Source organism: Variovorax sp. 10L421 (assembly GCF_056395365.1).
Genome location: NZ_JBFTJJ010000007.1, coordinates 1 through 12,503, shown reverse-complemented (window position 1 = coordinate 12,503; position 12,503 = coordinate 1). Strand labels below are relative to the sequence as shown.

General features: G+C 68.3%; 14 protein-coding genes. 7 read left to right on the top strand and 7 right to left on the bottom strand.

The window, feature by feature from the left end:
• Positions 1–79: 79 nt before the first annotated feature.
• A complete protein-coding gene (locus tag AC1DFC_RS11890) occupies positions 80–1,111 on the bottom strand; it encodes a response regulator transcription factor (protein ID WP_007833205.1) in 1,032 nt (343 codons plus the stop codon).
• Entirely contained in the window at positions 1,108–4,722 is a 3,615-nt protein-coding gene (locus AC1DFC_RS11885) for a hybrid sensor histidine kinase/response regulator (protein WP_478179297.1), read from the bottom strand. Before AC1DFC_RS11885 ends, AC1DFC_RS11890 begins: the two co-directional genes overlap by 4 nt.
• Before the next feature lie 104 nt (positions 4,723–4,826).
• Between AC1DFC_RS11885 and AC1DFC_RS11880 the strand changes: the two genes are divergently transcribed.
• The 4 genes from AC1DFC_RS11880 to ureC are packed head-to-tail and all read left to right on the top strand — an operon-like array spanning position 4,827 to position 7,792.
• Positions 4,827–5,129 carry an urease subunit gamma gene (locus AC1DFC_RS11880; protein ID WP_007833203.1) on the top strand — a complete coding sequence of 101 codons (303 nt, stop codon included), beginning with the start codon at positions 4,827–4,829 and terminating at the stop codon, positions 5,127–5,129.
• A 28-nt stretch (positions 5,130–5,157) separates the two neighbouring features.
• Entirely contained in the window at positions 5,158–5,763 is a 606-nt protein-coding gene (locus AC1DFC_RS11875; protein ID WP_007833202.1) for a HupE/UreJ family protein, read from the top strand.
• Between the two features lie 2 nt (positions 5,764–5,765).
• Positions 5,766–6,071, top strand: coding sequence for an urease subunit beta (locus AC1DFC_RS11870; RefSeq protein ID WP_007833201.1), 306 nt, complete (start codon positions 5,766–5,768; stop codon positions 6,069–6,071).
• Positions 6,072–6,073: 2 nt separating this feature from the next.
• Complete coding sequence (ureC, locus tag AC1DFC_RS11865) at positions 6,074–7,792, top strand: urease subunit alpha (protein WP_007833200.1); 1,719 nt, start codon at positions 6,074–6,076, stop codon at positions 7,790–7,792.
• 3 nt (positions 7,793–7,795) lie between these two features.
• Here the strand turns inward: ureC and AC1DFC_RS11860 are convergent, their stop codons facing one another.
• Together AC1DFC_RS11860 and AC1DFC_RS11855 are read right to left on the bottom strand one after the other, a co-directional pair.
• A complete protein-coding gene (locus AC1DFC_RS11860) occupies positions 7,796–8,200 on the bottom strand; it encodes a type II toxin-antitoxin system death-on-curing family toxin (protein ID WP_007833199.1) in 405 nt (134 codons plus the stop codon).
• Entirely contained in the window at positions 8,197–8,424 is a 228-nt protein-coding gene (locus tag AC1DFC_RS11855) for an AbrB/MazE/SpoVT family DNA-binding domain-containing protein (RefSeq protein WP_007833196.1), read from the bottom strand. The genes AC1DFC_RS11860 and AC1DFC_RS11855 overlap by 4 nt, the downstream gene beginning before the upstream one ends.
• A 71-nt stretch (positions 8,425–8,495) precedes the next feature.
• On the opposite strand from AC1DFC_RS11855, the gene ureE reads away from it, so the two are divergent.
• The 3 genes from ureE to ureG all read left to right on the top strand — a co-directional run bounded on the left by ureE (position 8,496) and on the right by ureG (position 10,514).
• Positions 8,496–9,068, top strand: coding sequence for an urease accessory protein UreE (gene ureE / locus AC1DFC_RS11850; RefSeq protein ID WP_007833194.1), 573 nt, complete (start codon positions 8,496–8,498; stop codon positions 9,066–9,068).
• Positions 9,069–9,166: 98 nt separating this feature from the next.
• Entirely contained in the window at positions 9,167–9,847 is a 681-nt protein-coding gene (locus AC1DFC_RS11845; protein WP_007833192.1) for an urease accessory protein UreF, read from the top strand.
• 16 nt (positions 9,848–9,863) lie between these two features.
• Entirely contained in the window at positions 9,864–10,514 is a 651-nt protein-coding gene (gene ureG, locus AC1DFC_RS11840; protein ID WP_478179296.1) for an urease accessory protein UreG, read from the top strand.
• Positions 10,515–10,535: 21 nt separating this feature from the next.
• Here ureG and AC1DFC_RS11835 read toward each other — a convergent pair whose 3' ends face one another.
• The 3 genes from AC1DFC_RS11835 to AC1DFC_RS11825 form a co-directional block, all read right to left on the bottom strand.
• Positions 10,536–10,727 carry a DUF3606 domain-containing protein gene (locus AC1DFC_RS11835; RefSeq protein ID WP_235507977.1) on the bottom strand — a complete coding sequence of 64 codons (192 nt, stop codon included), beginning with the start codon at positions 10,725–10,727 and terminating at the stop codon, positions 10,536–10,538.
• A gap of 98 nt (positions 10,728–10,825) precedes the next feature.
• A complete protein-coding gene (locus AC1DFC_RS11830; protein WP_042673368.1) occupies positions 10,826–11,359 on the bottom strand; it encodes a hypothetical protein in 534 nt (177 codons plus the stop codon).
• A gap of 82 nt (positions 11,360–11,441) precedes the next feature.
• The gene (locus tag AC1DFC_RS11825; protein ID WP_007833180.1) at positions 11,442–12,065 is read right to left on the bottom strand and encodes an ATP-binding protein; all 624 of its coding nucleotides are present in this window, start codon (positions 12,063–12,065) and stop codon (positions 11,442–11,444) included.
• Between the last annotated feature and the right edge of the window lie 438 nt (positions 12,066–12,503).

The window sequence follows — 12,503 nt, the reverse complement described above, 5'->3', positions numbered from 1 at the left end:
CCGGTGGACCTTGAACCATTCTAGGGACGCTGCAAGCAGGCGCCATGACACGGCGCGGGGAACCGGCGGCCATCGAACCTCAGATCTCGAACTGCGGCTGCAGCTCGCGGATGCGCTTGATGGCCACGCCGGCCGCGGCCGTGCGCGTCTCCACGCCGAGCTTCACGTACACCCGCTCGAGGTGCTTCTTGGCGGTGGCCGGGCTGCTACCGAGGATCTCGCCGATGTCCTTGTTGGTCTTGCCCTTGACCACCCAGTACAGCACCTCGGCCTCGCGCGCCGTGAGCTTCAGGCTCAGGCTCATGGCCTCGATCACGCCGGTGTCGGACACCTCGCGCATGACGATCATCCACTCGTCGCCGTCGTCGTCGCTGCTGGTCTGCTGGTGCAGGCGCAGCGTGAGGCTGCTGGCGCCCTGCACGATGGACAGCGCCGGCGGCTCGATGCCGCGCTGGCGCGCGTCGGGCGTGTGGCTGCGCAGCCATTCGAGCACCGCGGGCGGCGTCTCGGGCGCGCGCGTGTCGCAGTAGCGCTGCAGCAGGTCGCGCGCGAGGGCCGTCTGCCAGATCAGCCGGCCTTCGGGCAGGCGCACGGTGATGCTCGCGTAGCCGAAGGCATCGAGCGCGTTGCGCGCCTGCCCGGCCTGCCGCGCGTCCTGCCGCGCGCGGCGCGCGCCCTGCAGGTGCACGTTCATGCGCGCGAGCACTTCCTTCGGCTTGATGGGCTTGGTGACGTAGTCGACGCCCCCGGCTTCCAGCGCGGCCACGAGGTGCTCGGTCTCGGTGAGCCCGGTCATGAACACGATGGGAATGTGCGACGTGGCCGCATCGGCCTTGAGCCGGCGCGCCACTTCGAAGCCGTCGATGCCCGGCATCATCGCGTCGAGCAGCACGATGTCGGGCCGCGCCTGGGCGGCGCGCTGCAGCGCCTGTTCGCCGTTGGTGGCGATGAGCACGGTATAGCCCGATTCGTCGAGCGCGTCGTGCAGCACGGCGAGGTTGTCGGGCACGTCGTCGACGATCAGCACGAGATCGCTGTTGGCGCCCTGCTGCTCGCGCAGCGTCCTGGCGAGCGGCGATGTTTCCGCGGCGGGAGGTGGCGTCTGTGTCATGCGGCGCTTTCGACGGCGTCGGCGAGCGCACGGCTCATGGCTTCGAACTGGAACTGGCGCGCCAGCGTGCGCTGGGCCTCAGTCCATGCACTGCATTCGGGCTGCGCCGCGTCGATGGCGTCGAGCTGGTTCATGATGCCGCGGAAGTAGCCCAGCCCCACTGCCTCCTCGAGCACGCGCAGGCGCTCCAGCGAAGGTGGCAGCAGCGGGCGCGCAACTGCAACCGGCGCAGGCCCGGCGGCGGTGTCGGTCCATTGCAGCCCGAGCCGGCGTTCGAGCCAGTCGAGCAGCTCCGAGTGGCGCACGGGCTTCACGAAGAAGTCTTCGGGCGCAATGCCCACGTCGTTGTCGAGCCCCTTGTCGAAGGCGTTGGCCGAGACGATGGCCACCGAGGCCTCGGTCAGCCCCAGCTTGCGCGCGCGGCGAATCGTCTCCCAGCCGTCGATGCCAGGCATCGCGAGGTCGACGAACATCGCGTCGGGCCGGTAGCCGGCGGCGATGAGGTCCAGCGCATCGTGCCCGCTGGCCGCGCTGCGCAGTTCGAAGCCCAGCGGCGCGAGCACATGCCCCAGAAGGTCGCGGTCGGCCTCCTCGTTGTCGACCACCAGCAGGCGGCGGCGCGGGCCTTCGTAGCCGCGCCGCCCGCGCTGCACCGGCAGCGGCCGGCCGGTGCCGGCCATGGCGTCGTGCACGCGCGGCAGGAACAGGCGCACGCAGAACAGCGAGCCCACGCCCGGCGTGCTCTGCACCTTCATCTCGCCGCCCATCAGGTCGGTCAGCATCTTGGCGATGGTGAGCCCCAGGCCCGCGCCCGGCGCGGCCGATGCGCCCGCTGCATTCCCGCGCGCAAACGGCTCGAAGATCCGCTCGATGTCCCCGGCCGGCATGCCCGGTCCGGTGTCCTCGATCTCCACCGACGCGAACTCGCGCGCATAGGCCAGCCGCAGCGTGACCTGCCCGGCCGCCGTGAACTTGATCGCGTTGCCCAGCAGGTTGATGAGGATCTGGCACACGCGCTTTTCATCCGCGCGCACCACCTCGGGCAACGCGCCTGCAGCATCGAAGTGGAACTGCAACCCCTTCTCCGCCGCCTGCAGCTCGAACATGTCGGCCAGTTCGCGCATCGTGTCGGCGAAGCGCATCGGCCGCGCATGCAGCGTGAGCTTGCCGGCCTCGATGTGCGCGATGGCGAGCGTGCCCTCGATGAGCGACAGCAGGTGCTCGCCGCCGCGCTTGATGACCGCTACCGCCTGCTGGCGGTGCGGCGGCACCGAATGGTCTTCGCCCATCAGCTGCGCATAGCCGAGGATGCTGTTGAGGGGCGTGCGCAGTTCGTGGCTGATGGCGCTGATGTAGCGGCTCTTGGCCTGGTTGGCCTGGTCGGCGGCCTGCTTGGCCTGCTCAGCCGCGAGCTTGGCCTGCTCCGCGATCTCGCGCGCCTCGTCGGCGGCCTGCTTGGCGGCCTGCAGCGCGCGGTCGGTCTCGCGGTGCAGTTCGATCTCGCGCACCAGCAGGTGGGTCTGCCGGTTCGATTCTTCCTGCGCCACCTTGCGGCTCTGGTGCGCCAGCACCAGCCACCACGCAACGATGCCCGCGATGACCAGCAGCGCCATGTACGCCTTGAGGAAGCCCGAGCGCAGCGACAGCTTCTGCACGCCTGCCAGCGCCGCAGCCACGTCGGCCTCGGAGGCCAGCTCCAGCGCGCCTTCGCCGAACGCGCGCAGCTCCTGCTGGTAGAGCACGCCGAACACCACGGCCAGCAGCGGCACGATGACCAGCATCAGCAGCAGGAAGTGGCCGAGCCCCGTGTCGAGGTAGCGCCAGCTGCGCCGCGGCAGTAGCCAGCGCAGCACGCCGGACCACTGCGACGAGAGGCTCGCATGCGGCTTGCACAGGTCGCCGCAGCGCGCATCGAGCGTACAGCACAGCGAACAGATCGCGCCCTGGTAGGCGGGGCAATGCGCCATGTCCGGCCCCTCGTACTCGCGCTCGCAGATCACGCAATGCTGCACCTTCAGGCGTTGGTAGCTGCCGGTCTCGACCTTGGCCCACCGCACCGTGCGCGAACCTCCGGCAGGCGCGAAAGCCACCGCACCGTGGTGTTCATCGGAGCCGCGCGCCAGGTAGTACTTGCCCCCCGTCGCCCAGGCCAGCAGCGGCGATGCCACCAGCGCCGTGCCGAGCGCGATCAACGCCGAGAAGGCCTGCGCCAGCGGACCGAACATGCCCAGGTGCGCGGTGATCGACAGCACCGAGGCCAGCGCCATCGCGCCCACGCCCACCGGGTTGATGTCCCACAGGTGCGCGCGCTTGAACTCGATGCCCGGCGGTGACAGCCCCAGCGGCTTGTTGATGACGAGGTCGGCCACCACGGCCATCATCCAGGCGATGGCGATGTTGGCGAACAGACCGAGCACGTCGCCCAGCGCCTCGAACACGTTCATCTCCATCAGCATGAAGGCGATCAGCGCGTTGAACACCACCCACACCACGCGCCCCGGGTGGCTGTGCGCCACGCGCGAGAAAAAATTGCTCCAGGCCAGCGAACCGGCATAGGCGTTGGTGACGTTGATCTTGAGCTGCGAGATCACCACGAACAGCGCCGTGGCCGCCACCGCCCAGCCGTAGTGCGGAAACACGTACTCGTAGGCCGCGAGGTACATCTGGTTCGGATCGACCGCACGGTCGGCCGGCACCATGTGCGTGAGCGCCAGGTAGGCCAGCAGCGCCCCGCCCAGCATCTTGAGCACGCCCAGCACCACCCAGCCCGGCCCTCCGGCCAGCACCGCGCCCCACCAGCGGCGCGCCGTGGCCGCGGTGCGGGCGGGCATGAAGCGCAGGTAGTCGGCCTGCTCGCCCATCTGCGTGATCAGCGCGATGCCGACCGTGAGCGCAGCGCCAAACAGGTGCAGATTGAAGCCACCCGCGCCCGAGCGAACCCCGTTGTAGTGCACGATGCCCGCAAATGCACCAGGATCGCGCACCAGCACGTAGGCAAAAGGCACCACCAGCATCAGCAGCCACAGCGGCTGCGTCCACAGCTGCAGCCGGCTGATGGCCGACACGCCGTGCGTGACCAGCGGGATCACCACCAGCGCGCACACCAGGTAGCCCCACACAGGCGGGATGCCCAGCGCCAGTTCCAGCGCATAGGCCATCACCGCCGCCTCGAGCGCGAAGAAGATGAAAGTGAAGCTCGCGTAGATCAGCGAGGTGAGCGTCGAGCCGATGTAGCCGAAGCCCGCGCCGCGCGTGAGCAAATCCATGTCGACGCCGTAGCGCGCCGCATACACGCTGATCGGCACGCCTGCCAGGAAGATGATGAGCCCCGTCGCCAGGATCGCCCAGAAGGCGTTGGCGAAGCCGTACTGCACCAGCAACGTGGCGCCCACCGCCTCCAGGATCAGGAACGACGCCGCCCCGAAGGCGGTGTTGGCCACCCGCCATTCGGACCACTTGCGAAAGCGCTGCGGCGTGTAGCGCAGCGCGTAGTCTTCCAGCGTCTCGCTGGCCACCCAGCTGTTGTAGTCGCGCCGCACCTTGACGATGCGCTGGGGGGCGTCGTCGGGGCTGGTGGGTGTGGCATCGGGATTCACACCGTTTCGGTGCATCTTTCGTGCCACCCGTACGACTTTTGGCGAACAGGGCACGACTGTTGCAACGAAGCCGGCTTGCCCATAATGGCCGCCACCCTCCGCCACCCGATGCCGATCCCATGGAACTGACTCCGCGCGAAAAAGACAAGCTGCTGATCTTCACCGCGGCGCTGCTCGCCGAACGCCGCAAGGCCCGCGGCCTGAAGCTCAACTACCCCGAGGCCATCGCCCTGATTTCGGCCGCCGTGATGGAAGGCGCCCGCGACGGCAAGAGCGTCGCCGAGCTCATGAGCGACGGGCGCGGCGTGCTGACCCGCGCCGACGTGATGGACGGCATCGCCGAGATGATCCCGGACATCCAGGTCGAAGCCACCTTCCCGGACGGCACCAAGCTGGTGACCGTCCACCAGCCGATCGTCTGACACACCCCGAACAAGAAGGATTCTTTCCATGCGCAAGACCACTGCTTCCAGAAGCTTCGCACTGTTCTCCGCCCTCGTGCTGCCCCTCGCAGCCAGCGCCCACACCGGCGTCGACGGCGGCCTGCACCACGGCTTCACCACGGGGTTCCTGCATCCGCTGACCGGCGCCGACCACCTCGCCGCCATGGTCGCGGTCGGCCTCTGGAGCGCGCTGGCCGCGCGCCGCGCCTGGCCCGACCTGCTCTGGGCGCCGCTGGCCTTCGCCGGCATGCTGCTGGTGGGCGCGCTGATGGGCCTGGCCGGCGTGCAGCTGCCGGCGGTCGAGCCGATGATCGCGGCCTCGCTGCTGGTGCTCGGCCTGCTGGTGGCCACGCGCGTTCACCTGCCGGCCGTGGTCGCCATGGCGGTCGTCGGCGTGTTCGCCGTTTTCCATGGCGTGGCCCACGGCCACGAACTGGCGAGCGAAGAAGGCGCGGCCCTCACGCTGGCCGGCATGGCCGGCGCGACCGTGCTGCTGCACCTCGCGGGCATCGCAGTAGGCTGGGCGCTGCGTCACGCCAACGCATGGCTGCCGCGCGTGGCCGGCGCCGCGGTCGTGGTGCTCGGTGCGTCGCTGCTGGCACAGGCCGTCTGAACATGATCCCCGGCGAACTCCTCACCGGCGACGGCGAGCACACGCTCAACCCCGGCCGCCGTACCCTCACGCTGGTGGTGCGCAACACCGCCGACCGGCCGATCCAGGTCGGCTCGCACTACCACTTCGCCGAGACCAACGGCGCGCTCGGCTTCGACCGCGAGGCCGCGCGCGGCATGCGGCTGAACATCGCATCGGGCGCCGCGGTGCGCTTCGAACCGGGCCAGCAGCGCACGGTCGAACTGGTCGATTTTTCGGGCGATCGCATCGTCTACGGCTTTCGCGGCCTGGTTCAAGGGAAGCTTTAAACATGGCCACCATCGGGCGACGTGCCTACGCAGAAATCTTCGGCCCCACCGTGGGCGACCGGGTCCGTCTTGCCGACACCGGCCTGCTGATCGAAGTCGAGGCTGACTACACCTTGCGCGCCGGCGGCTACGGCGAAGAGGTGAAGTTCGGCGGCGGCAAGACGATTCGCGACGGCATGGCGCAATCGCAGCGCACGCGTTTGCAGGGTGCTGTCGACACGGTACTGACCAACGCGCTCATCCTCGACCACTGGGGCATCGTCAAGGCCGACATCGGCCTGAAGGACGGCCGCATCGCCGCCATCGGCAAGGCCGGCAACCCCGACGTGCAGCCGGGCGTGGACATCGTCATCGGCCCGGGCACCGAGATCATCAGCTGCGAGGGCAACATCGTCACCGCCGGCGGCATCGACAGCCACATCCACTTCATCTGCCCGCAGCAGATCGAGGAGGCGCTGACCTCCGGCGTGACCACCATGCTCGGCGGCGGCACCGGCCCCGCCACCGGCACCTTCGCGACCACCGCCACGCCCGGCCCCTGGCACATCGAGCGCATGCTGCAGGCGGCCGATGCGTTCCCGATGAACCTGGGCTTCCTCGGCAAGGGCAATGCGAGCCTGCCTCACGCGCTGCACGAGCAGATCGAAGCCGGCGTCATCGGCCTGAAGCTGCACGAAGACTGGGGCACCACGCCCGCGGCCATCAGCAACTGCCTCGACGTGGCCGACGCCACCGACACGCAGGTGGCCATCCACAGCGACACGCTCAACGAATCGGGTTTTGTCGAGAACACTATCGCGGCCGTGGGCGGGCGCGCCATCTGCGCCTTCCACACCGAAGGTGCGGGCGGCGGCCATGCGCCCGACATCCTGCGCGTGGTGGGCGAGGCCAACTTCCTGCCCTCCTCCACCAACCCCACGATGCCCTACACCGTGAACACGCTCGACGAACACGTCGACATGCTCATGGTGTGCCACCACCTCGACGCCGGCATCGCCGAAGACCTGGCCTTTGCCGAATCGCGCATCCGCAAGGAAACGATTGCCGCCGAAGACGTGCTGCACGATCTCGGCGCGATCAGCATGTTCAGCTCCGACAGCCAGGCCATGGGGCGTGTGGGCGAAGTCATCATCCGCACCTGGCAGACCGCGCACAAGATGAAGCTGCAGCGCGGCACGCTGCCGGAGGACAACGAGCGCAACGACAACTTCCGCGCCAGGCGCTACGTCGCCAAGTACACGATCAACCCGGCCATTGCGCACGGCATCGCGCACGAGGTCGGCTCGCTCGAAGTCGGCAAGTGGGCCGACATCGTGATCTGGAAGCCGGCCTTCTTCGGCGTGAAGCCCTTCACCATCCTGAAGGGCGGCACCATCGCGATGGCTGCGATGGGCGACCCGAACGCGTCGATACCCACGCCACAGCCGGTGCACTATCGGCCGATGTTCGGCGCGTACGGCGGTTCCCTCGCGAAAAGCTCGCTGACCTTCGTCTCGCAGGCCGGTCTGGCCTCGGGCATCAAGGAACGCTACGGCCTGAGCAAGAACCTCAGCGCGGTGAAGAACATCCGCAACGTGCGCAAGAAGGATCTGATCCACAACGGCTACACGCCGAGGATGGAGATCGATGCGCAGACCTACGCGGTGCGCGCCGACGGGCACCTGCTGACCTGCGAGCCGGCGAAGCTGCTGCCGATGGCGCAGCGGTATTTCCTGTTTTGAATGTCAGGGGCTGCGCGGTGCGAGGTGCTCGCGAATCCATTGGGCAAAGGAGGCTTCGTCGATCTCCCCCGCCGCGAGGCCGAGCGTCTTCAGTACGCAGTCCTCGTCGGACGCGAGGAGCTCGAATCCGTTGAGATCGAGGAAAGTTTCCATCGCAACGAATGCGGTTCTCTTGTTGCCGTCCACGAACGGGTGGTTGCGGGCGATGCCGAATGCGTAGCTCGCGGCCAGCGTGGCCGCATCGGGAGATTCGTACATCGCGCGGTTCTGCGGTCGGCCCATGGCGGATGCAAGCATTCCCTCGTCACGCACACCGGCGGGACCACCATGCTCGGCGAGCTGTTCTTCATGGACCAACTGGATCACACTCAGGTTCAGCCAGACCCAGTGTTGGTTGGCGGCGTTCACTTGGCAAGCTCGCGCAGAACATTGCGCCGCTTCTTCATGACGCGGCGCGCCGCCTCCATCTGCCGCTCGAACTCGTCGTCGTACGGCGTGATCGTGACCCCGCCGTTGGCGGCCTGCGTGAGGTAGACGGTGTCGCCCTTGCCCACGTTCATGCTCGCCAGCACTTCCTTGGGCAGGATGATGCCGACAGAGTTACCGATCTGAGTCAGTTTGAGGGCGGACATTGAACGCTCCGTTGAACAGAAGTTATAACGAACGTTATATTAGCCCGCCTCATTTGGAGCCGCAAGCCACCATGCTCACCGCCAACAAACTCATGCCCCAGGGCCGCGGCCTTGCGCCCGTTCTGCTCAAGCGCGCCGCCACCATCGAGCTCGACTGGGACATTCGCCAGAAAAGCCGCTTCGACGCCACCGACTCGCAGGGCCGCCAGATCGGCGTGTTCCTGCCGCGCGGCACCGCCGTGCGGGGTGGCGATGTGCTGGTGGCCGAAGACGGCTCGCTGGTCCGCGTCATCGCCGCGCCGCAGCCCGTGCTGCGCATCACGCATTGCACGGCCCACGGCACGCCTTTCGACCTGACGCGCGCGGCCTATCACCTGGGCAACCGGCATGTGCCGATCGAGCTCAGGCCCGACCATCTCAAGATCGAGCCCGACCATGTGCTGGCCGACATGCTGCGTTCGATGCACCTGATCGTCGTGGCGGTGGAAGAAGCCTTCGAACCCGAGAACGGCGCCTATGGTTCGCATGAGCATTCGCACAGCGGGGGTCACAGCCACGGCCATGGGCACTCGCATGGCGGCAGCAAAGGCCCGAAGCCGCTCGTGCTCGCGCCGGAACTGCTCGACGAGCATGGCCATGCGTGATCCGGGGCGCGCTCACGCCGACGGGGGACATTCGCGGAGGGGAGCGCCCGGTGGCCTGTGCACGCGCCCCGAACAAAGTCGCGCAGTGAAAAACTGACATGCCCAACCCAGTCAGCGCCAACAGCTTGCTGCAGCTCATCTGGCTCGCCTCGCCGGCCTTGCCCGTGGGCGGCTTCTCGTATTCCGAAGGCATCGAGGCGGCAGTGGAATGGGCCGGCGTCGACTCGGAGGCCAAGGCCGCCGAATGGCTCGCCGACCAATTGCACCTGAGCTTCGCGCGCGGCGATCTCGCGGCCTTTGCGCAGGCCATCGCGGCCTGGCGCGCCAACGACATGCCGCGCATCCGCGAACTCAATCAGTGGGTGATGAGCACCCGCGAATCGGCCGAATTTTTCCTGCAGACCGAACAGATGGGCCGCTCCTTCGTCGAGTGGCTCAAGCTGCACCACGCCGACACGGCCGAAGTATTCACCGACCTGCCCGCGAGCTACCCCATCGCCTTCGCCTTCGCGGTCGGCCGCACCGGCGCCACGGTGCACGACGGCTGCCTGGCCTTCGCCTTCGGCTGGGCCGAGAACATGGTCGCCGCCGCCGTCAAGGCCGTGCCGCTCGGCCAGAGCGCGGGCCAGCGCATCCTGGGGCGGCTGGCGCAGGAAATCCCGGATGCCGTGGCCCGCGCCATGGCCCTCGGCGACGACCAGCGCCAGGCCTTCGCGCCCCTGCTGGCGGTGTTGTCGGCCCGTCATGAAACACAATATTCCCGCCTCTTCCGAAGCTGAACCGGACACCCCCTCCATGACCTCCGCCCTGCACCACATCCCCCGTCGCACCAAGAGACTGCCCCCGCTGCGCGTAGGCATCGGCGGCCCGGTCGGCTCGGGCAAGACCACGCTGCTCGAGATGCTCTGCAAGGCGATGCGCGACAAGTACGACCTGATCGCCATCACCAACGACATCTATACCAAGGAAGACCAGCGTCTGCTGACGGTGTCTGGCGCGCTGCCGGCTGAACGCATCATGGGCGTCGAGACGGGCGGTTGCCCGCACACCGCCATCCGCGAGGACGCGTCGATCAACCTCGAAGCCATCGACCGCATGCTCGAGGATTTTCCGGACGCCGACATCGTGTTCGTCGAATCCGGCGGCGACAACCTCGCGGCCACCTTCAGCCCCGAGCTGTCGGACCTCACGATCTACGTGATCGACGTGGCGGCCGGCGAAAAGATTCCGCGCAAGGGCGGCCCCGGCATCACCAAGAGCGACCTGTTCGTCATCAACAAGACCGACCTCGCCCCCTACGTGGGCGCGAACCTCGACGTGATGGAGCAGGACACGCAGCGCATGCGCCGCCAGCGGCCCTACGTGATGACGAACCTCAAGACGCTCACCGGCGTGGCCGAGGTGGTCGCGTTCATCGAGGAACGGGGCATGCTGGCCGCAGCCTGAAGCAGCTCGGCTGCAGCCGCTTCAGGGTAGCCCGAGGTAGACGCGCAGATCGTCCCTGCGCGTGCCGGCAGACGCCACGGCCGTGCGCAGGCGAGCCTCGGTCACGCCGAACCATTTTGTCCAGTAGTCGACCTCTTTCAGGTCGGTGACATCAATCTGCTCATCGTCCTGCGGAATGCGGACCTCGCTGGCCTCGGGCATCGTCGTCTCCATGAAGAATTTGGAGACGGCAGTCTCTCCGCCTGCCGGGCGCCGCCGGCCGGACGGATTCGAATCGGCTTGCAGGACAACTTCCCATGGCGCGGCGGCGCTCAGAGTTCGCTGCCGTCGCGCAGCTGCCGCGCCTTGTAGACCAGCCGCACGCTCGCGCGGCGCGGATCGCCGGCCTGCTGCTGCACGTAGACGTCGGTGTCGTTGCTCACCCATGCGGCGTACGCGCTGCCCGGGTCGTGCGATGCGAGTTCATTGCCGAACGCCCCTCGGCCCCATCGCACGAGCGCCGCGAAGGCCGCCGCGCCGTTGTCGGGCGTGGCCTGCGCCGTCGCCACGTATTCGACGCGGCGCAGCTCCGAGGCGGCGAAGAAGAAGGTCGGCTCGAACAGCAGCCCCGCCATCTCGACCGGGGCCGCGCGCCAGCTGCCGGCCAGTCCGCCGCTCAGCCGCTGCGGGCGCTGCACACGCTCGGCCGCGGGCAGCACGGCCCGCAGTTCCTCGGCCGACATGCCAAGGTGCACGCCCGCCGGCAAGGCCTGCGCATGCAGTGCACCGGCGGCGAGAAGGGCCGCGCTCGCGGCGAGCGCACGGAGAAAAGAGGTCGGAGAAGCAATGGATCGCACGTTCGGCATCGGGAAAGAAAGGCGGCGGCACCGTGGGACCGCGAGTATGGCGCGGAGTTCCAGGAGGTCCGTTTCGGCCGGCGTCGATCAGTCAGCCGGTCAATCCCTGAACGCGCTCGCCGGCCAGCAGCGGCAGGCGCAGCGTCAGCCCCAGCACGCCTCCTGCATGCGGCGCCGAGTAGATGCGTCCGCCATGGTGGCTGGCGATGCGCTCGCAGGTCCGGGCGCTGGCACCGACTGCCGCCGTGTGGGCGTTGTCGAAGAACCTCGCCAGCGGCGGCCGCACGTCGACGGCATCGAGGTCGCGCCAGTGGATCACCGCCTGCCCGCCCTCCGCCTGGGCGCAAACCTGCAGCGTCGCGCCCGCGCGCATCACGCTGGCCGCATATGCCGCGACCTTGGCGAGCAGATCGCGCAGCTCGTTCTCTATCGCCAGCACGGGAACAGCCTCTGGCGGCAATTGGATGTCGAGGCGGATGCCCCGGCAGGCCGGGGCGGCATCGAGCAGCGGCCGCAGGTCCTGCACGCGGCTCGCGCCCAGCCTTTGCTGCGCCTCGTCGCGGGCCTGCGCCGCGAGCTCGCGCGCCCTCGCGCCCTGCCGCAGGTTGGTGATGAACAGCGAAAACATCATGCAGGCCACGCCGGCCATGCCGAGGAGGATCACGCCGGCGATGACCGTGCCGAGGTTGCCGGAGTGCAATTGCGCCCCGGTCATCAACGGGCTCCTGGAGCCTGGGCGTCGGGTTGACCCGGCATGCCGCGCATGCAGCCGTCCCGCGCGCCGTAGTTCATCGGCGGCCCTTCGCCGCGAAAGCCCGGCGCGGGACCATGGAGCATGGGTGGAGGGGGCGGAGGCAGCATGATGCAGCCGGTCAAGCTGCAAGCCATCAGCACGCTCGCAAAGAGTCGGATTCGGTCCATTGGAAAACTCACTGCTGGCTGGACAAACAAGAGCCGTGCGGGAGAAAGGAGCACGCGCCCTTTTGTCCCGCGCGGCGTGCGCTCTGCATCAGAACGCGTGGCGGATACCGAAGTCGTAGCCGGTGGAAGAGCGCGGCAGGCCCGTGTAGCTCACGCCCGCGCTGCCGTAGCCCGTGGTGCTGGCCGACACCAGGCTGCCCGTGTAGTTCGCGTCGTTGCGGTTGTTCACGCG

Excerpts from the sequence above, each read along its gene's own strand:
- AC1DFC_RS11890 (WP_007833205.1), bottom strand. The coding sequence starts at position 1,111 with ATGACACAGACGCCACCTCCCGCCGCGGAAACATCGCCGCTCGCCAGG.
- AC1DFC_RS11885 (WP_478179297.1), bottom strand. The coding sequence starts at position 4,722 with ATGCACCGAAACGGTGTGAATCCCGATGCCACACCCACCAGCCCCGAC.
- AC1DFC_RS11880 (WP_007833203.1), top strand. The coding sequence starts at position 4,827 with ATGGAACTGACTCCGCGCGAAAAAGACAAGCTGCTGATCTTCACCGCG.
- AC1DFC_RS11875 (WP_007833202.1), top strand. The coding sequence starts at position 5,158 with ATGCGCAAGACCACTGCTTCCAGAAGCTTCGCACTGTTCTCCGCCCTC.
- AC1DFC_RS11870 (WP_007833201.1), top strand. The coding sequence starts at position 5,766 with ATGATCCCCGGCGAACTCCTCACCGGCGACGGCGAGCACACGCTCAAC.
- ureC (WP_007833200.1), top strand. The coding sequence starts at position 6,074 with ATGGCCACCATCGGGCGACGTGCCTACGCAGAAATCTTCGGCCCCACC.
- AC1DFC_RS11855 (WP_007833196.1), bottom strand. The coding sequence starts at position 8,424 with ATGTCCGCCCTCAAACTGACTCAGATCGGTAACTCTGTCGGCATCATC.
- ureE (WP_007833194.1), top strand. The coding sequence starts at position 8,496 with ATGCTCACCGCCAACAAACTCATGCCCCAGGGCCGCGGCCTTGCGCCC.
- AC1DFC_RS11845 (WP_007833192.1), top strand. The coding sequence starts at position 9,167 with ATGCCCAACCCAGTCAGCGCCAACAGCTTGCTGCAGCTCATCTGGCTC.
- ureG (WP_478179296.1), top strand. The coding sequence starts at position 9,864 with ATGACCTCCGCCCTGCACCACATCCCCCGTCGCACCAAGAGACTGCCC.
- AC1DFC_RS11835 (WP_235507977.1), bottom strand. The coding sequence starts at position 10,727 with ATGGAGACGACGATGCCCGAGGCCAGCGAGGTCCGCATTCCGCAGGAC.
- AC1DFC_RS11830 (WP_042673368.1), bottom strand. The coding sequence starts at position 11,359 with ATGCCGAACGTGCGATCCATTGCTTCTCCGACCTCTTTTCTCCGTGCG.
- AC1DFC_RS11825 (WP_007833180.1), bottom strand. The coding sequence starts at position 12,065 with ATGACCGGGGCGCAATTGCACTCCGGCAACCTCGGCACGGTCATCGCC.